This is a genomic window from Fimbriimonas ginsengisoli Gsoil 348 (assembly GCF_000724625.1).
Lineage (GTDB): Bacteria > Armatimonadota > Fimbriimonadia > Fimbriimonadales > Fimbriimonadaceae > Fimbriimonas > Fimbriimonas ginsengisoli.
This window is the reverse complement of the sequence record NZ_CP007139.1, coordinates 2419162-2436641: the sequence shown is the minus strand read 5'-3', so window position 1 is coordinate 2436641 and position 17480 is coordinate 2419162. Positions and strand designations below refer to the sequence as shown.

The 17480-nt window shown below is 60.7% G+C and carries 18 protein-coding genes; 6 read left to right on the top strand and 12 right to left on the bottom strand.

Going from position 1 to position 17480, the window contains the following annotated elements; translation table 11 throughout:
• Window positions 1-103: 103 nt before the first annotated feature.
• The 3 genes from OP10G_RS11175 to OP10G_RS11165 form a co-directional block, all read right to left on the bottom strand.
• Complete coding sequence (locus OP10G_RS11175; RefSeq protein WP_025225805.1) at window positions 104-1123, bottom strand: substrate-binding domain-containing protein; 1020 nt, start codon at window positions 1121-1123, stop codon at window positions 104-106.
• A 2-nt stretch (window positions 1124-1125) separates the two neighbouring features.
• On the bottom strand, window positions 1126-2106 hold the full coding sequence (locus OP10G_RS11170) for an ABC transporter permease (protein ID WP_025225806.1): 981 nt from the start codon (window positions 2104-2106) through the stop codon (window positions 1126-1128).
• A 108-nt stretch (window positions 2107-2214) separates the two neighbouring features.
• Complete coding sequence (locus tag OP10G_RS11165; RefSeq protein ID WP_158409198.1) at window positions 2215-3108, bottom strand: polysaccharide deacetylase family protein; 894 nt, start codon at window positions 3106-3108, stop codon at window positions 2215-2217.
• Window positions 3109-3177: 69 nt separating this feature from the next.
• On the opposite strand from OP10G_RS11165, the gene OP10G_RS11160 reads away from it, so the two are divergent.
• From OP10G_RS11160 to queF, 3 genes are all read left to right on the top strand, one after another.
• Window positions 3178-4464 carry a putative glycoside hydrolase gene (locus OP10G_RS11160; protein ID WP_084179095.1) on the top strand — a complete coding sequence of 429 codons (1287 nt, stop codon included), beginning with the start codon at window positions 3178-3180 and terminating at the stop codon, window positions 4462-4464.
• Between the two features lie 283 nt (window positions 4465-4747).
• Window positions 4748-6361 carry a hypothetical protein gene (locus OP10G_RS11155; RefSeq protein ID WP_025225809.1) on the top strand — a complete coding sequence of 538 codons (1614 nt, stop codon included), beginning with the start codon at window positions 4748-4750 and terminating at the stop codon, window positions 6359-6361.
• A gap of 163 nt (window positions 6362-6524) precedes the next feature.
• Window positions 6525-6869, top strand: a complete 345-nt coding sequence (gene queF / locus OP10G_RS11150; protein WP_025225810.1) for a preQ(1) synthase — start codon at window positions 6525-6527, stop codon at window positions 6867-6869.
• On the opposite strand, the gene OP10G_RS11145 is transcribed toward queF, so the two are convergent.
• Window positions 6870-7055 (bottom strand): hypothetical protein, encoded by a 186-nt coding sequence (locus OP10G_RS11145; RefSeq protein ID WP_025225811.1) that lies wholly within the window; start codon window positions 7053-7055, stop codon window positions 6870-6872. It abuts the gene before it with no gap.
• Window positions 7056-7145: 90 nt separating this feature from the next.
• Window positions 7146-7958: a DUF72 domain-containing protein gene (locus tag OP10G_RS11140; RefSeq protein ID WP_025225812.1), complete on the bottom strand. Its 813-nt coding sequence runs from the start codon at window positions 7956-7958 to the stop codon at window positions 7146-7148.
• Between the two features lie 52 nt (window positions 7959-8010).
• On the opposite strand from OP10G_RS11140, the gene OP10G_RS11135 reads away from it, so the two are divergent.
• The 3 genes from OP10G_RS11135 (at window position 8011) to OP10G_RS11125 (ending at window position 10361) form a co-directional block, all read left to right on the top strand.
• The gene (locus tag OP10G_RS11135; protein ID WP_025225813.1) at window positions 8011-8343 is read left to right on the top strand and encodes a histidine triad nucleotide-binding protein; all 333 of its coding nucleotides are present in this window, start codon (window positions 8011-8013) and stop codon (window positions 8341-8343) included.
• A gap of 101 nt (window positions 8344-8444) precedes the next feature.
• Window positions 8445-8873 carry an acyl-CoA thioesterase gene (locus OP10G_RS24455; RefSeq protein WP_052547702.1) on the top strand — a complete coding sequence of 143 codons (429 nt, stop codon included), beginning with the start codon at window positions 8445-8447 and terminating at the stop codon, window positions 8871-8873.
• Between the two features lie 132 nt (window positions 8874-9005).
• On the top strand, window positions 9006-10361 hold the full coding sequence (locus tag OP10G_RS11125) for an NCS2 family permease (protein WP_038473003.1): 1356 nt from the start codon (window positions 9006-9008) through the stop codon (window positions 10359-10361).
• A 90-nt stretch (window positions 10362-10451) separates the two neighbouring features.
• Here OP10G_RS11125 and OP10G_RS11120 read toward each other — a convergent pair whose 3' ends face one another.
• The 7 genes from OP10G_RS11120 to OP10G_RS11090 all read right to left on the bottom strand — a co-directional run bounded on the left by OP10G_RS11120 (window position 10452) and on the right by OP10G_RS11090 (window position 17467).
• On the bottom strand, window positions 10452-11219 hold the full coding sequence (locus OP10G_RS11120; protein ID WP_227625113.1) for a diguanylate cyclase domain-containing protein: 768 nt from the start codon (window positions 11217-11219) through the stop codon (window positions 10452-10454).
• 409 nt (window positions 11220-11628) lie between these two features.
• Window positions 11629-12204 carry a hypothetical protein gene (locus OP10G_RS11115; protein WP_025225817.1) on the bottom strand — a complete coding sequence of 192 codons (576 nt, stop codon included), beginning with the start codon at window positions 12202-12204 and terminating at the stop codon, window positions 11629-11631.
• Window positions 12205-12547: 343 nt separating this feature from the next.
• Entirely contained in the window at window positions 12548-14263 is a 1716-nt protein-coding gene (locus OP10G_RS11110) for an NAD(P)/FAD-dependent oxidoreductase (RefSeq protein ID WP_025225818.1), read from the bottom strand.
• An 86-nt stretch (window positions 14264-14349) separates the two neighbouring features.
• A complete protein-coding gene (locus OP10G_RS26265; protein ID WP_025225819.1) occupies window positions 14350-14634 on the bottom strand; it encodes a hypothetical protein in 285 nt (94 codons plus the stop codon).
• Window positions 14635-14698: 64 nt separating this feature from the next.
• Window positions 14699-15652: a prepilin-type N-terminal cleavage/methylation domain-containing protein gene (locus tag OP10G_RS11100; RefSeq protein WP_025225820.1), complete on the bottom strand. Its 954-nt coding sequence runs from the start codon at window positions 15650-15652 to the stop codon at window positions 14699-14701.
• Between the two features lie 154 nt (window positions 15653-15806).
• Window positions 15807-16820, bottom strand: coding sequence for a LacI family DNA-binding transcriptional regulator (locus OP10G_RS11095; protein WP_227625112.1), 1014 nt, complete (start codon window positions 16818-16820; stop codon window positions 15807-15809).
• 371 nt (window positions 16821-17191) lie between these two features.
• The gene (locus OP10G_RS11090) at window positions 17192-17467 is read right to left on the bottom strand and encodes a hypothetical protein (protein WP_025225822.1); all 276 of its coding nucleotides are present in this window, start codon (window positions 17465-17467) and stop codon (window positions 17192-17194) included.
• Window positions 17468-17480: the final 13 nt, after the last annotated feature.

The following is a 17480-nucleotide window of genomic DNA, read 5'->3' as shown; positions in this document are numbered from 1 at the left end:
GCCGGCAGCCCAAGTTGCATCCGCCCTCAAACCCGGTTCCTGCCAGCGAGGCAGTTGGATAGGCGCGACTTGGGCTACCGGCTAGAAGCCGGCGCCACATTGGTTACTTCGCCAGACTAGGGTTGGCGGCTAGGTATTTGGCGGCGGTGTCTTTGGTGACGATCTCGGTGGGGAGGACGATCTTTTTGTCCTTGGGCATGTTCCCCTTCAGGATGTCGGCGGCGACCTCAACCCCCTTGGGGCCGGGGACGGGGTACTTGAAGGTGGCGTCGATTTTGCCGGCTTGGATCATGTCGACCACCTCTTTTTGGCATCCGTCGACGCCGACGAAAAGCGGCTTCTTGTTCTTGCCGCCATGGCCGGAGTTCCACTGGTCCCAGGCATTGTAGGCGCCGATCGCCATCTCGTCGTTGTGGGCGTACACCGCATCGAACGGCTTGCCGCCCTGCAGGAACGTCTCCATGTAGCTCTGCGCCTTCTGCCGCTGATATCCGCAGTCGTCGCCAGAAATCACCGTGATGCCCGGGTACTTCTTGAACGACTCCATCGCGCCGTCCCGCCGGTCGTGCGTCGGCGTCGCGTCGGCGATGCCCTGGATCATCAGAACGGTGCCCTTACCGTTCAACTGCTTGGCGATGTACTCGCCGGCTTGACGGCCGATCTCCTTGTTGTCGCCTCCGACGTAGACCGTGTACTTATCGTCGGTCACGTTTCGATCGAGCGTAACCACCGGAATACCGGCATCGAATGCCTTATCGGTGGCCGTAGTAACCGCCTCGGTGGCGGGGCTCACCAGCAAGACCTTCGGGTGCTGAAGCATGAGCGTGTCGATCTGGTTGATCTGCTTGTTCGCGTCGTCTTCGGCGGATTGCTCCTGGAGCGTGAGCTCGGGGTGCTTCTCTGCTTCGGCTTTCGTCGCCGCATCGAAGACCTGACGCCACGGATCCGCGCTATTCGCCTGCGAAAAGGCAACCAGCGCCTTATCGCCCGAGCTGTTCTTAGCGGTCGAGCCGGTGGTCGTTCCACCGGACGCGGTCGTCGTCCCCGAGTCGTTGGACGAGGAATTGCACCCCGCCGCCGCCAATCCAATCAGGGCCAGTACCGGCCAGAATGCCAACCTCATCGTTAACTTCTCCTTCCCAGGTTCTGCAGATAAACCGCAACCAGGATGATGACTCCCTTCCAACCCTGACCGATGTAGTAGTCCACACCCTTCAGGATTAGCAACACATTAAGACAAACGATAAAGAGCGCGCCAATGAACGTGCCCCATACGTTTCCAAACCCGCCCAGCAGCGAGGTTCCGCCGATTACGGCCGCGGTGATCGCGTCGAGCTCGTAGCCCAGACCGGCGCTAGGCTGCCCGTTGCGGACGCGCGCGGTAAAGAGCAGCGCGGCAAGTCCGATGCAGAATCCATTGATCGCATAGGCGCCGATACGCACCCGGCTCACCGGAACGCCCGCGTAATGCGACGCCTCGGCGTTCCCGCCGACCGCGTAAGTACGTCGGCCGAAGACGGTTTGCTTGAGAAGCGTGGCGCCGACCAGCGTGAAGAGCACCAAGATCCAACCGGAAATCGGTACTCCCAGGACGGGATGGGTGATCCAGTCGAGGGCGTTGCTGATCCCGGAGACGTTGGCGCTGTGCGTGTATACATAGGCGATACCGCGTAGGCTCACCATGCCGGCGAGCGTCACCACGAACGGCTGGAGCTTGGTGACTCCGATGAGAAACCCAAGAATGGCTCCCACGACGGTCCCGATCAGCAGCACGTAAGCGATCGTCGCCGGTCCGGATACCCCTTTGCTCAGCCACATGGCCGTCACGCAGTTCAGTAGGCCGAGCAGCGAGCCCGCGCTCAGGTCGATGCCGCCGGTCAGGATCACGAAAGTCGCTCCCAAAGCCATGAGTCCCGGCACCGCGAGTTGGGCCATGACGTTGCCCAGATTCCCCATCGAGAAGAACACGGAGCCAAAGAGGGTTCCCGAGCCGCTCGCCTTCGGCGAGACGAACACCGCCACGATTAACAGCAGCACGAGCCCAACGAGCCCCTGATAGCGCTGCAGGATCGGTAGCCAAGCTCGGTTTTGGAGTCGCAGGCCCATATTTCGTCGCACTATGTTCGCACAACGTGAGCCACATGTGCGCCTAGCGGCACATATTGTTTACCAGGCTAAGGCGTCGTTGCACAAAGATTGATTCATCATGCCACGTTACGGAGCCACGTAAGCCTTAACCTGACCCCGCTCGAACTTATCGAGCCATTCGGGAAGGCCCATGGGGCCATTATAGGCTTGGATGCGGGGGATGCGGTAGCGGTCGAGCTTGGGATCCATTGGGGAGCAGGCCGGCTCTGCGCCGACGAGGAAAACCGCCTTTTGGACGTACCGCTTCCCTTTGTAGTCGAAGCCGCGCAGAAGCTGCTTGTTCTTCGGCGAAACGCCGAACGGAAGGGCGAGCGATACGGGGAGGGGAACCCCAAGCTTCTCAAGACGATCGGTCGCGACCGCTATCTCCTCCTTCACCTTATCGTCGGAGAGTTTTCTCAGGATCGGATGAGTCACGGTGTGATTCCCCAACTCGCATCCAAGGCTCTTCAGCAGGGCGAGCTTCTTTTCCAGCATCTTCGGCTGACCCCACATCACATCTGGCAAAACGTAGAACGTTGCTCGAACTGGAAAGTCGGGGTGGAGCTTCGCAAACTCTTGCCAGATCCCGACCGCGCAGTTCGGGTCTACCGCGCCGTCGGGCCGGAGCTGGAGCTGGGATGGATTGGAATCGTCGAAGGTGAAAACCGCCGGCGTGGCCCCGGGAGGCATATCCATTTGATTGTTCAGGTACTGGCTGACGGTGCACGGACGGAAGCCGAGCTTGTAAAGCCGCTCCAAATCGGCTCGAAATTCCTTCGGCGAACGGATCATCGAGTTCTTGCCCGCTCGGATGTGGTGGTACTCCACGACGAAGACGCTCCCCATCGTATTTGGCGGCCGATTGCTGGCCCGGGGGCCGTTCGCAAGCGCAGGCGCCGGAGAGACGCCGGGGCTCGGTATGCTCTTAACCGTCGCTTTCGAATGGGATAACACCGAAGGGGATGCGGCGACCGCCATTCCCGCATTCTCAGACCGCCCACATCCCGTAGAAAGCAGCCCCGTTACTAGTACAATTGCGAGCAGACCATGCCCCAATCTCGTTTCCATTTTCAACCTGTGACCTACGCCGCGCTGGCAATTATGCTAGCGACCCTCTATTCTTGCTCATCCGGCGGCGCGGCGACAGGCTCTGAAGATGCATCGACGCCAAAAGTAGCAAAGGGGCCCGCCGGCAAACTCCCCAGCAAGCCCGCCAACACCGAGACGAAGGCTGCGCCTCCCGCGCACAAATACACGTTCGAACGGCCAAAGGCGGTGAAGGGGATTTATCTGACGGCTTGGTCGGCCGGCTCCTCGACCAAGATGGCGAAGGTGCTCGACATGATCGATAAGAACGAGCTCAATGCGGTTGTCATCGACGTGAGGGACACCGGCGACATGTATTGGAAGACCGGGATCAAGCTCGCCGACGAGTGTAAGGCGACGATGGTCGCGATTCCAAAACCGGACGCCCTATTCCAAAGTTTGGAGAAACACAAGGTCTGGCCCATCGCCCGGATCGCCTGTTTCCGCGACAACTGGGTTCCCAAGAAGCACCCGGAGATGGCCGTGCAATCGGGCGGGGGACGCGTGTGGCGCGACCGCTCAGGACATTCGTGGCTCGATCCCTACAACAAGAAGAATTGGGAATACCTCGCCCAAACCGTCGAATTCGCGCTCGATGCCGGGTTCCCGGAGGTCCAACTCGACTACGTTCGCTTCCCGAGCGAAGGCAAATCCTCGACCCAGGTCTTCCCGGGCAAGAAAACCTATCCCGACCAGAAGGCGAAGCCGGAGGATGTGATCGAACAGTTCGCCAACTTTATCGGCGAGAAGGTTCATGCTAGGGGCGCACTGTATTCGTCCGACATTTTTGGCATCATCTCCTCCACCCGGAAGGACCAAGGAATCGGCCAAGCGCTTGAGAAGGTCGCCGGGCCGTTCGATGTGATCAGCCCGATGGTTTATCCGTCCCACTTCGCGAACGGCGAATACGGGATTCCGAATCCAGACAAGGCGCCTTACGCGATCATCAAGAAGTCGCTCACCGACTACAAGAAGCGCCTGCCGAAGAAGGATGTGCGGCCCTGGCTTCAAGCCTTCTCGCTCCGCGCCCACTACGGCCGGGCGGAGGTCCAAGCCCAGATCAAGGCGGCCCGAGAGCTGGGATACAACGAATATCTCCTTTGGAACGCGGCCAACCGATACGCGGAAGGGCTCGTGGACAAAGACGGGGCAAAGCCGACGAGCGCCAGCGCTCCTCCAGCGAAGGGCGCCACCACTGAGAAAGTCTCGACGCCGGCCAGCAAAGTTACGGAGACTCCTAAGAAGTAGGGCGGCTATTCACCAGTGCCATCTTCTTTGCGTTCTTTGCGATCCGCTTGGCGTTCTTTGCGAGAAACTCCGGAAAAGGGGATTTCTCGCCAAGGACGCAACGCCTGAGTTGGAAGAACTAACTGGCATTGCCGGGCATGCCCAGCGAAAGACCAGCCGCCGGTCCCTGCCTATTTGAAGCCAAGGCACCAAGAAAGGCCCTTCAGCAAGTTCTCGGCATAACACTTTCCTTCCCGAGTGAGGCCGACTGAATCGGCCAAAGGTTTCGCCCGTCTAAGCCTTCATGAGACGGGGATGGCTTGGACTGGCATTATTACTAGGCGCGACTCATACGGCGCTTGGGCAGACGGCGGATTCTCCGAAGGACGAGCGGCTGGCCAAGTTGGTGACGGCCAGGCTGAAAATGGTCCCCCTCAAGCAAGCGGTGAAGGATCTGAGCAAAGATGCCGGATTCACCCTCGAAGCGGCGACCGTCATCTGGCCGCTTAAAGTCACGATCCTCGTTAAAGACCAGCCGATCGGCACGGTGATGGACCGGGTCGCGGGCGTTTTTCACGGCGAGTGGAAGCGGGACGGAGACCTCTACCGCCTTTCCATCCCTTCCGAATGGCGAAACAGCGAGTCGGCGTTCGTGGAGGCCGAGAATAAGGAGCGTCGGCGAGAGGCCGAGGAGGCGATCGAGCCGCTGATGGCGGGAGCGGCGGTGCCCTACCAGCAGGTAATGGACGAGCTCAAAAAGCCGGTAGATCCGAAGGCGAAGAACTCCAAGCGTCCGCTTTACGAAAAGGTCTCCGCCCCCGAGAACTACCTTCTCGGCTACATGTTTCGGCGAATGACTCAAGCCCAGTGGCAGCAGTTTTGGGGTGGGCGAACGATGTCGACAGTCGACTTCCTCCCGGCGGACGATTCTGCGTCCAAGCAACCCGCGACCACAGCCCCTACGCGGACTCGCCGCAACGGAACCACCAGCGGAGCGGCCGGTCCAAAGGCGATCCGGGCGACCGCATCGTACGATCCGCTGACCGGCCATCTTGCCCTCAACGAGGCGAACATTGGCACCGCGGGCCGGCTGATCGATCGACCGTATCCCAGCGGAGAGCTCGCGAAACTTCCATTCGCCAAGGAGGTTTTGGAGTGGAATCGCGGTGAGGAGGACTCAACCGAGCTCGGAAAGCCGGTGAACGGCTCACCGAAGAGGCCGTACTTCGGCGGCCAAGCCTCCGCTGCCGACGTTCTCGAGTGGCTGCACGACCAGTCCGGCGTGCCAATCGTCGCCGACGCTTTCCGAACTTACGTAAACGTCCCAAACTCTGGAGCGACGATTTCCGCTCGATTGAATTCGTTCAAACAAGCGAACAACGGCTTTATGCGGATCGATAAGGGATTCGTCTCTTTCCGCTACGGCGGATTCTGGCGTTTGAAGACGATGGAGGCGCCGGAGGAGTATTTCGCCGCAATCGAAAAGAGCGCAACGCCAAAGCTCGACGACTACGCCGACCTCGCCCTTAAGCTATCCGATCTGCAAGTGCTCCCGTTCCGCGTCGGCGCGGGGCTGTTGAAGGTCGACCCGGAACCGTTAAGGACGGCGCTGCCCGCCCTCCGCTTCTATGGTTCTTTAAGTTCGGGCCAGCGACGCACCGCCAGTGCCGGTCAACCGTTACAGTTCGGCGCGCTGAGCGTCGGTTCCCGAGAGCTCTTCCTCTATGCCATGGAAGACCCCTCCGGTCAGCGTGCCGGCCGCCCGCTAAACCTTCAGGATCCCTCCGTCGCCCAGTCCCTCGGTTTCCTCATGACCAGCACTACCGCACCCCGCGGGGGCGTCGTCAGCGCCGCCATTTCCATGCTATTCGGCACCCGGCCCGGTGAAGGGGTCCGGTATATGGTTCCGATTGGGTAGGGGGTTGCGGTGTTGAGGTGTTACGGTGTTGGGGTGTTGGGGCCGGAGGGATATGGGATGGGACGAATGGTTCACATGTGACTCCTTTGTCCCATCTGTCGCATCCACCAGGGTAGACCTTCCGCCAAACGCCTCAAAAGGTACACTTTTGGTTCCCAAACCTATGCCTGAAATCGAGGTGTTTCCTAATCCTGCGGCGCAGCGTGACTACCTGATCAAGCACGTATGCCCTGAGTTCACGAGCGTTTGTCCGAAGACGGGGCAGCCGGATTTTGCCACGATCGAGCTGGAATACATCCCCGACGAGAGCTGCATCGAGCTGAAGTCGCTGAAGCTGTACTACTACTCGTTCCGAAACGAGGGGATCTACTACGAAGCCGTGACGAACCGGCTCCTAGACGAGCTTGTGGAGGCTTGCAAACCTCGATGGATGCGGGTCACCGGCATCTTCAACGTTCGGGGCGGCATCTCGTCGGTCGTCGCCGCCGAGACCGGCCCCCGCTCGTAGTCATTCGGGACTGCTGGTCGTATTCGGACGCGATCCCGGAGTGGGGGTCCGAAGATGCTCTCCGGAGGTCGTCCCTTCCGGATCCTCGGCAAACGCTCCTCCCTCGGTGGGCATGAGGTGTTCCGGGACGTCGACGTTCGGCTCCGGTTTGTCGTCTCTCGGTTCGGGTGCTTTGCGGTCGATCATGCTTGCATTTGGACGAATTGCCGTGACGCCGGTTCGCTCCGGCTGGACAGCAGCCGGACAGGGGTTAATGTAAGCTCAACTTGAGGTCCTCTAAAGATAGGCTGGGGCCTCAGTCGAAGGTTTCTTCCGGGGCGGGCCGCCCCGGATACCCACGGGCGAGCCGCCCGTGCCACGCTGCTGCACCCGCTCCAGCAGTCGCATCGCGTCGTGGGGAGCGTGGCCGTGGGCATCGTTATCGAAGTACACGTGGACGGTGCGCCCTTCGGCGTGCCAACGCCGCACCTTCTCCGTCCACTGATCCAACTCGGGCTCTTCATAGCGGGAAGCATAGGTAAACGGACGGCCGTGAAGGCGCACGTAGACCAGGTCGGTAGTGACGGCATCCCAGCGAGGGAATTTACTCGCATCGGAGATCGTGTTTGCGATCCCGTATTGGGTGAGAACCGCGGCGACCTCGGCGGTAAACCAAGAGTCATGGCGGAGCTCGAGCGCGTGCCGCGTTTCTGGCCAAGCCTTCAATGCCTCGCCGAACAGCCGAACCCGCTCGACATTAATCCGCATGAACGGCGGGAGTTGCCAAAGCATCACGCCGAGCTTTTTCCCCAGCCCCGATGCCTGCTCCTTCATGCGCCGTAGCGGTTCCTCCGCGTCTAGCAGCTTCTTGTTGTGGGTGAGGAAGCGGTGCCCCCGGACTGCGAAGCGAAACTCTTCCGGCACTTGCGACGCCCAGTTCGCATACGTTTCGGGCCGCTGCTGACGATAGAAGGAAGCATCGACTTCGACGGCGGTGAAACGCTCGGCATCGTGGGCGAGCCAAAGCCGCTTCGGCAGTTTTCCATACCAATCGGCGCGCCAGGCGTCGTACATCCAACCCGATGTTCCGATGTAAAGCCCCGGCGCCATGTTTCGTTAGACGGCCGCGACGGGAAAGGGGGCGAATCGAGTAGTTTTAGCCATGCCGACGCTGTTCACAAAGATCATTCAGCGCGAAATCCCGGCGAACATCGTGTACGAGGACGAGCACGTCGTGGCGTTCCGCGACATCGACCCCAAAGCGCCGACCCACATCCTCATCGTCCCGCGCTCCGAAATACCCGGACTCGCCGACCTGCCGGAAACCGGCGACCACATGTATTTGCTCAATGCCGCCAAAAAGATCGCGGAGCAAGAGGGGCTGACCGAAGGCTACCGCTTGGTCATCAATCAGGGCGAATCCGCCGGCCAATCGGTACCCCACCTCCATGCCCACCTGATCGGCGGAAGGCCGTTGGGCTGGCCACCGGGTTAGGGACTTGTGGACTGATGGGAGCGCATGAGGCCCATCTGTCTCAGCAGTCCCATTCGTCCCATCAAACAAGGTAAATCCTGAACAACACCGCAACACCTCCCATGCCCACAATCACCGAAGAACGCATCCGGGTCCGGTACGGCGAGACGGACCAGATGGGGCATGCGTATTACGCGAATTACTTTTACTGGTTCGAGCAGGCGCGGGGGGCGTGGTGCCGCGAGCGCGGCTTTAGCTACCGGGAGTTGGAGGAGCTCGGGTTCTTCCTGCCTGTGGTCGAAGCGCACGCGGAGTACAAGGGCGAGGTGCACTACGACGATTGGATCGTGGTCCGAGTCTGGGTCAGCGAGATGCGCCGGGCCTCGATGCGGTTCGATTACGAAGTGGTTAACGAGAGCACCGGCAAGACGACCACGACCGGCCACACCTGGCACGTCCTCATGGGCACGAGCCGCCGGGCCGTCACGATGCCGCCCGAGATCCGAGACATGATCTCCCGCGACCCGGCGGATCACCAAACCAAGCCGTAGCGCCCGTGGAACCGGCTTCCAGCCGGTAGCCGAACTTCTGCATACCGTCAAGTCGTGGCCTTAGAGAAATTTCTGGGCTGCCGGCTGGAAGCCGGCGCCACGTGTTCGGCACTACGATAGAATTGGCGCAGGATGCTGGAACGACTGTTTCGGTTGCGGGAGCACGACACGTCGGTTCGAACCGAGGTGCTCGGTGGGGTTACCACGTTTGCCGCGATGGCGTACATCATCGTGGTCAACCCGGCGATCCTGTCGTTCGCGGGAATTCCCACCGGTCCGGGCACGATCGCCACGATCCTGACGGCGGTCTTCGGCTGCTTCCTCATGGCGTTTTACGCCAACCGGCCCTACGCGGTCGCGCCGTACATGGGTGAGAACGCGTTTATCGCGTTCGGTCTCGCCGCGCTTCGGATCTCGTGGCAGCAACGACTCGGGGCGGTCTTCATCAGCGGCCTGGTGTTTCTTCTCTTGAGCTTGTTTGGGGGCCGGGAATGGCTCGCGAAGGCGATCTCGATGAGCTTGCGACGGGCGATGGCGGTGGGCATCGGGCTCTTTCTGGCCTTTATCGGCCTGTACGACACCGGCATCGTAACCGGCGGCGGGGCGGGAATGCCTCCGGCGGCACTTACCCTTCCCAACGGCACCCTGAGGGCTCCTGACGTTCCCGTGAAGATCGGCGACTTCGGCGACCCAAAGGTCTTGCTGGCGATCGCGGGCTTTGTGGTGATGGCGGCACTGGTCCAGCGGAGGGTACGTGGGGCGATCTTAATCGGCATCGTCGCCACCGCGGCCGTGGGCGCGCTTCTTCACTTGGGTGAAGGTCCGAAGGGGATCGTCGCGATGCCGTTCCAAGGCGACTACACCCTGGGACCGCTCTTTATGAAGATGGATCTAGCGGGGATTTTGAAGCTGAGTCTTCTGCCCGTGATCCTCACGCTGCTCGTGATGGCGTTCTTCGACACGACGGGAACCCTCGTGGGCCTGGGAGCGGCCACCGGCGACGAGATGGCCGATCCTCGAAAACCGATGGTGGTCGACGCGGTCACATGTATGTTCGCGGCGGTGGTCGGCACGTCGACTTCGGGGGTGTTCATCGAGTCCGCAACCGGAATTCGGGAGGGGGCTCGCACCGGCCTTGCCACTCTGGTGACCGGGATCCTGTTCTTGATCTCCCTGTTCTTTCTTCCGCTCATCACCCCGGTTCAGGCCCTGGGGTTCGCTTATGGTCCGGCGTTGATATTGGTGGGGCTGCTCATGCTCCCGGCGGCGCGAGCGATCGAGTTCGACGACCTCACCGAATCGGTTCCGGCCTTCGCCACGATCGCGATGATGGTCTTCACCTACAACATCGCCAACGGCCTCACCGCCGGCCTGATCTTGTGGCCGCTCATGAAGCTCCTCGCCGGCCGTTCGCGAGAAATCACCGCCGGATCGGTGGTTCTGGCGGTTCTGTGCCTTGCTTATTACGGGCTTGGGTTGAGGCATTAGGGTTCTGGGCGCTAGGCGTTGAGGCGTTCGGAGCCCGGGTGAATTTCCTTATCCCAACGCCTGACGCCGTAACGCCCAACGCCTAGCGCCCTAATTCAAATACGCCCCGTAGCAGTTCGGGTGTGACAGCGATGCGGCGGCGTAGCCGGGGAGGTCGGGGAGGGGGTCGATGGTGACTTCCAGGGGGGCGTAGGCGACCGAGATGGCGCACTCGTAGCCCGCGTCTGAGACTGCTTGCTCGAAGGTATGCCGAACGCGGTCGAGCACTTCGTTGGCTTCCATCGGATCGGTGTCTTGGAGGACCAGAAGATATTCCTGGTCACCGGTGCGGGTGACGACGTCGCCGTTGTTAGTCTCCGTCTCGATCGCAAGGCGCAAGAGGCTCGCGACGTGATGCCGGGCGTCCGAACCGTATTGGGCATCGAGCTGTTCAAATCCTTCGCAATCGACCAGGATCGCCATGTCCCGGTCGATCGGGTGGGTCATCTCTTCGAGAAATCGATCCACCGTGCTTGCTACGTGGGAACGGGCCGTCCACCGCTCCACGATCGCGAAGAGGATTCCGAGCGAAATCCCCAGAAGAAAGGCGTGCCACACCGCCATCTCGACGTTGGGGTCGTGGGCAAACGCCGCGCCAGCGACCGCCGTGGAGCTTCCAAGCAGGATCGCAAGTCGACGGTCGCGCCTCATAGCGGCAAAGAGCGTCGGCAGGGCCAGAAGGGGAGCAAGGGCGGGGTGCGGACTTACAATTGCGGACCCAACGATGGTGACGAGTACGATTCCCAGGGCGATCAATGTTCTGCGCTCAAGCGCTACGGCGACCCTCACCCTTCCCGCAAATCCGTGGGCTTGCCTCATCCACTGCGTCATGATCCTCTTCCCTTCCGGCTAAAGAGTTGCTCGACGCGAGAGTACTCTTCATGTTAGCCTTTCATGCGCATTCTACAACAACAAATGATGCCCCGCGAAAATTTTTGACTTATTCCCGGGTCGCTGCCGGAATATCGGGGCTCTCGAACGGGAGCTGGGTGGGGAGGGAGCCATCGGCCGCCTCTATTTGGGCGTAGCCCCGGGGATTTTGGTCCTGGACAAAATAGGCTTACATTTCCCTTATCTGATTTCACCCGTAGCCCGTGGCCTTAGACGCGGTTCAAGGTCTCTCCGGGGATAAATCCCCGGGCTACGGGTGAACCTGTTTTGTCAATCTATTTGGTTGGTGACCATTATTCCCGCGCTGCGAGAACCGGGCAACGACCATAAGCTCCGGCTACGGGGCGATCGGCGATAAGGAAGGATCGTCTGGGCGGTGCAGCCGGGTGAAGCGAAGCGCTTCTTGGAAGCCTGACGGGAGTTGGATTTGGGCGGGCGAAGGGCGCCAGGGCATGTTCATGGTCCGCTCCCATTCCGTCGCTCGGGCCAAATGGACGTCGGCGGCGAGGGGAACTCCGTCCACGTCGCTGATCGTCCACACGTGTCCCTCACCGCTCGGCATGAGCTTTCCGTAAACGGTGCGGGAGGGAACCCCTAGGTAGGACAGGAGCGCGGCGTGGCCGTTTGCGGAGCTTTCGCAGTTTCCACCTTCCGGATGGAGAAGCGCGAGGTTGGGTTGGCGCGCCGTGTCCGCCGCCCAACGAGGATAACGTAGGTGGCAGGCCGGCTCATGGAACGCCCACCAGGCCGAGCCAAGCCAGTAGAGATCGGTCGGAGTCAAGGCTCCCATCTCCTTGACCGCCTCGATTCGGAGGCTATCGGCGACCGTGCGCCAGCTACGGCACGTTAGATCGACCGATCGGGCTATGCCGGTGAGGCGGTCGAGACGATCCCAATCCGGAGCGGAACCCAAGTCGCGCCTAGAAATCGCTTGCGCACGCCCCACGAGGTTGGATGAGGGGCGACAGTCGATGGACCCTATACCGTTCGGTGAGGTCATTGAGACCAGGGCAAGCGGCATGGCGAACCCAAGCATTCTCTGCGAAGCCTGGACTGCTCGAGGAGCCCTCACATACGAATACTAGGGGATCACGGCTCGTTCCGGGATCAAGGATCTTGGGGTAATCGCCGCAATCGGCCATAGGCGTTAGAGTTGTCCAACTTCGGCCGCTCAACGAATATCTGTAACCTCCGACGACTGTCTTTACAGGGGCAGGCTGCCCCTGATACCCTTGGGCGAGCCGCCCGTGCCACCATTAGCCGGGCAGCGGATCCTGGTTCGCCATGATCGCGGGCGTATTCTCTGGAACCTCGAACTCGGCGGGAGGAAGAAGGTCCGACCTCTTACATGAGATCCAGCCATCTCGCGCCATCGCCTCTAGGCAGCCAAAAATGTGGATCTCCGCGGCTTCGCCGAAGCTGTTTCCAGTTTCCTGCAGACGCCGGAACAGGTAGTGCATGACCTTGTCCGTTTGAGAGTTCTGTTGCAGCGCCTCGACGACGTAGCCGAACATGCCGTAGAGAGGAAGCAGCTTGCCGTCGCGCTCCAACGCCGGAAGGGCGTGGACCCGACCTTTGCTATAGCTGGCAATCTGAACTTGGTTAGCGCCCCGTAAGCGCAGGACGTACATGTTGGAGCCGTCAATTTCGACCTTAGCGGGATTCTCTGAAAATCTCCGGGTGATCTGGTGCAACGCCACCAGCGCGACGGTGCCGAAGCCGCCGGTACCCATGTCTTCCTCGACGAACCCTCCAGTACCGAGCCATTGAAATGCGCGGTCGGCGTCGAGCTCGAGGCCGGCGTCGCGAGCGATTTCTCGGGTGAACTCCTTCAACTCGGTAAAGTGCGCATTCGCCGAGTACCAGTAGTCGGCGAAGCGGATGTGCTGAAGCAGCCGCCGACGATTTTTTTGCTCGTACTGCTCTTTTAACCAGCGATCCTTTTGGAGCGATCTCGGTTGTTGGCGCGACTCGATGATGCTGAAGGCGCACTCCCGGGCCGACGCGTGGGTGATCGTAAGCCCGGCGGCGAGAATCGGGTCTGCGAAACCGAGCGCCTCGCCGACCAAGTACCAGTTCTCTCCGGTGATCCTCTCCGCCACGAACGACCAATCCTTGGTCGTCGAGAACTTCCCTTCCGAGGTAGCGTTGACGACCAGAGAACGGATGCGCGGCTCCTGCTCCATCGCCTCTCGATACAGTTCCTCCGGGGGCCGGCCGCTCTGTTTGTAATAGTCGGCTGGACAGACCAGTCCGATCGAGGTCCGGGTGGGGCTTAACGGGATAAACCAGAGCCAGCCGTAGCCGACCGACATCACTTGAACTCGGGTGCCGCCCACTCCGACGCTGACCGCCCAATCGGCGTTTTGCCAGTAATCCCAGAACGCGACGTTGCGCAGCTTGCTCGGCTCCTCGATCTCCACACCCATCGCGCGTCGAAGAATGCCGGAATGGCCGGAGGCGTCGATGTACGTGTCCGCCTCAACGCGAGTGCCGTCGGCGAGAATCAGCCCGGTAACTCGGTCACCGTCTCTCTCGACCGACCGGACCGGGCAATCGAAACGAACGTCGCATCCAAGCGACTCGGCGTGCTCGGCGAGGATCTTGTCGTAAACGGCCCGATCGACTTGGAGAGCGGTGTCAGTGCGTTGCCCTTCGTACTTGGCCGGTCGAGGTTCGTCATGAAAGTCGCCGTTCGGCACGAAATGGAAATCCCAAAGATCGTTGCTCTTGCCCCAGCGGTAGGTCGCCCCGATCTTGATCGGGAATTCGGCGGCTTCGACGGCGTCCCATACGCCAAGTTCGTCGAGGAGCTTGCCGATGAGAGGCAACTGGCTCTCGCCAACGTGGTCCCGAGGAAAGACTTCCCGCTCGAAAATGGCGACCTTCAAGCTAGGGTCGTACTTCCGAAGAAACCCTCCGCAGGTAGAGCCTCCAGGGCCGGCTCCGATGATGGCGACGTCGGTATGCATCAGATGAAAGGCAATTATATGGGTTCGTGAATCGCAATGAAGGGTCGCCGAGCAAATGCCCGGCGACCCTTCAAAAGGCGATGAATCTACTTGCCGGTGGGAATCGTCGGCGCGGGGCCGCCACCCTGAAGAAATTCCGCCGGGACCTCCTTGCCTTCTTTGGCATACATGTCCTTGATCTGTTGGATCTTCACGCTCTGCGGCGCGGGCGACTTCATCAGCTCCTTAGCCCGGGTTTCGATCGGGAGCTTGGCGAATGCCGCCTTCACTTCTTCGTCGGAGCCTCCCGAAGGGGTCTGACCAATATTTGCGCACCCAGTGACCAGCCAAGCGACCGAGCAAAGAGTGAGAATGGAGAGTGACGTTTTCAAATCTCTGTAAAACTCCTTCTAAGCCGCACCCGCTCCGTAGGAGGCGGGTGCGGCAATTGCTTCCTTACTGGTGCGACGAATCGGCGTAGCTGGTGCCCCAGAACATCCAGAGCTGACCGATCTGAGCCGCCGGAGCGTACTGCGAGTTATTGCAGTTGGCGCACATCCAGTGGGAATCGCTGTCCGTGGTGCCCGCCGGGTGGAGAGCCTTCGTGGATGCCGACTTCGCGTGGCCGTCCATGTAGCCGACGTTGGAGCTCTCGCCGTGCATCCCCTTGAAGTTGGCGCCCCACACGACCGGTCCGCTCGTGGAACCAAACCAGGTGGTTACATCGGTCGGCATGTCAATGATCAGGATGACCTTCGAGACGCTCGTCCAGCTCATGTTCCCGCTACCGATGCCATTGAGGCCGTCGGCACTGCTGGTTCCGGAAACTAGGTTCGGACCCGGGTGGGAGTAACCACCGGTGCCGCCGCCATCGGGACAGCCTTTGTCCTTATAACCCCAAATGTCGGGATTGATCATGTAATCCGTAGGCGGATAGATATCGTCGTAGTAGTGGCTGGCGGGATTCTGATATCCGTAGCCGCCGCTGTGCGGGTACTTCGAAACGCCGGCTTGGACACAGGGATCGTCCGGCGCCTTCATCCAAACTCCTCCCCAGAGGGCTTGGGACTTATCCACCGCCGCGTTCTGTACGCCGCCGTGCTGATAGGGGTTGGCCGGGTCTTTCCAGAGCCCCGCGCTCTTGATGTACGGATTGATCTTGGCGGCAAACACGTAGCTCTCGGTTTGCTCGTTGTAGACCGGCACGTCCGGCAGTTGGTCGTCGTTGTCTCCGCCGTACATCGTCGCGCCCAGGAGCTGCTGTTTGATGTTGCTGAGGCAGGAAGTCTTCTTGGCGGCGGCCTTCGCCTGAGCGAAAACCGGGAATAGAATAGCGGCCAGGATCGCGATGATCGCGATGACTACGAGGAGTTCGATGAGCGTAAAGCCCAGTCTTCGTTGACGGTTCATTTGAATACCTCTAAAGGAATAAGAAATGGTAACGACTAGGCCTAGGCGGGGCGGCGACTGCCGGTGCCGAGACGAGGGTGACGAATAGGGACAGGGACAGCCGCGCCGGTTAAGGCGGGCGAAAAAGAAATGTGGGCCGGATTGTGCAGCGTCATCACGCTCTCACCTCGGCGGGTCTGGAGGAGCCTCGGATGCAGAGCTCGCAAGGAACGATGTCGCGGATCGGATCCGGGCACTCGCCGGTCTCGACGATCGCCAAAAGCTTATGGACCGCCCGCTCCACGATCCCCTCGATACCGAGGCTCACCGAGGTAAGACCGCCCGGAATCAAATTGCAGAGCGAGCTGTCGTTGAAACCCACGAGCGCGATATCGTCCGGAATACGGATGCCCAAAGAGCGAGCCGCCAGCACCACCCCGAACGCCATGAAGTCGTCCAGCACCACCAGCGCCTCCGGCCGATGCTCCTGAGTCAAGATCCCGATCGCCTCGTCTCTGGCCGCTTCGAACCCGAACGAAGAGTGCCAAACCTTGACGGTGAGCTCCGCGCTCTTCATCGCCCGGCAGTACCCCGCGATCCGGTCTTCGCTTACCGTCAGCGACTGAGGACCCGCCAGCATCCCGATCCGCTTGTAACCGCCGTCTAAGAGGTGACGGGTCGCCATCTCTCCCGCTTTAACGTTGTCGTTATCCACGGAGGCGATCGCCTCGTTCTGGGGGTTGCCGATTAAAACGAACGGGAACTTATCCCGCTGCAAGAGCGCGATCCGCTCGTCCCGTCCTTCCGATTCCACGAGGATCAGACCGTCAACCCTGCGCGTGCGGAGCATCTCGTCGTAGATCCCCTCTTGGGAGGCGTCGTCGGTTACCACGTCCACGCAGAGGTGGTACGGCTGGCCGCAGAGGAAGTCCATAATGCCGGCGATGAGAGCGGCGAAGAACGGATCGTCGGCGAGGCCGCCGTGAGGGCGCTTGAGAACGAGGCCGATGAGGCCGGTGCGCTGGAGGCGAAGGGAGCGGGCTCTTACGTCCGGCTGGTAGTTATGCTCCCGGATCACTGCCAGGATCCGGTCCCGCAACGAAGCCTCCACCCGGTCGTCGCCCGACAACACGCGCGAAACCGTGGCCTGGGATACATTCGCCTGCTTTGCGATATCGAGCTGGGTCACCCTCATTGGCGTCTACTCGTCTGAGAATACGTATACGAATTCGTATTCCCAGAAAATATCCTAACATAGAAATTCCTACGTGCAAACGCCTTTTTATAAAGGTAGGAGAATTGCCGGGTTTGGCGCAACGCTCAGCCGACTCGGAAAAACCATCTGAATGGGGGCGGCTGGGAATACTTCTAACGCGAAGCGTTGTTACAAGCCGCAGGTTGGTTCGTACCTGCGCGGGAGCGTTTCATTTCTGATTCGTCGTAGGGAGGCCGCTCTGGAGAGCGGCGGTCCTTCCGGACTCCCTCACCCCCAACCCTCTCTCCCTCGTTCGGCACCATACATCCGAAGGAGGGAGAGGGGGCTCCGGAGGCGTGCTTCGTTTAGCGGCTGGGTGGGCCGCCGGGGCCTTTCATGCCGCCTAGGACGGTGCTTGCCTTGACGCCCGTTTTAGCTTCGATCTCGGCGTACTTCTTTTCTTTTTGAGCTTCCGGCATCGGGCTGTTGGCGTAGTACTTGATCTGATCCTCCGGCTTCATCTTATCGAGGGCCGAGGTCGTCTGGTCCGCGCTCATCGTATCGGGCGCGGAGCCACCCTTACAACCGGCGAGCGCGCCGGCAACGATAAGAGCGGTAATGAGGAGAAGGATTCGTTTCATGCTGTTTGTGAGG

Coding starts and splice junctions, on each gene's coding strand:
- OP10G_RS11175 (WP_025225805.1), bottom strand. CDS start 1,123: ATGAGGTTGGCATTCTGGCCGGTACTGGCCCTGATTGGATTGGCGGCG.
- OP10G_RS11170 (WP_025225806.1), bottom strand. CDS start 2,106: ATGGGCCTGCGACTCCAAAACCGAGCTTGGCTACCGATCCTGCAGCGC.
- OP10G_RS11165 (WP_158409198.1), bottom strand. CDS start 3,108: ATGGCGGTCGCCGCATCCCCTTCGGTGTTATCCCATTCGAAAGCGACG.
- OP10G_RS11160 (WP_084179095.1), top strand. CDS start 3,178: ATGCCCCAATCTCGTTTCCATTTTCAACCTGTGACCTACGCCGCGCTG.
- OP10G_RS11155 (WP_025225809.1), top strand. CDS start 4,748: ATGAGACGGGGATGGCTTGGACTGGCATTATTACTAGGCGCGACTCAT.
- queF (WP_025225810.1), top strand. CDS start 6,525: ATGCCTGAAATCGAGGTGTTTCCTAATCCTGCGGCGCAGCGTGACTAC.
- OP10G_RS11145 (WP_025225811.1), bottom strand. CDS start 7,055: ATGATCGACCGCAAAGCACCCGAACCGAGAGACGACAAACCGGAGCCG.
- OP10G_RS11140 (WP_025225812.1), bottom strand. CDS start 7,958: ATGGCGCCGGGGCTTTACATCGGAACATCGGGTTGGATGTACGACGCC.
- OP10G_RS11135 (WP_025225813.1), top strand. CDS start 8,011: ATGCCGACGCTGTTCACAAAGATCATTCAGCGCGAAATCCCGGCGAAC.
- OP10G_RS24455 (WP_052547702.1), top strand. CDS start 8,445: ATGCCCACAATCACCGAAGAACGCATCCGGGTCCGGTACGGCGAGACG.
- OP10G_RS11125 (WP_038473003.1), top strand. CDS start 9,006: ATGCTGGAACGACTGTTTCGGTTGCGGGAGCACGACACGTCGGTTCGA.
- OP10G_RS11120 (WP_227625113.1), bottom strand. CDS start 11,219: ATGAGGCAAGCCCACGGATTTGCGGGAAGGGTGAGGGTCGCCGTAGCG.
- OP10G_RS11110 (WP_025225818.1), bottom strand. CDS start 14,263: ATGCATACCGACGTCGCCATCATCGGAGCCGGCCCTGGAGGCTCTACC.
- OP10G_RS11100 (WP_025225820.1), bottom strand. CDS start 15,652: ATGAACCGTCAACGAAGACTGGGCTTTACGCTCATCGAACTCCTCGTA.
- OP10G_RS11090 (WP_025225822.1), bottom strand. CDS start 17,467: ATGAAACGAATCCTTCTCCTCATTACCGCTCTTATCGTTGCCGGCGCG.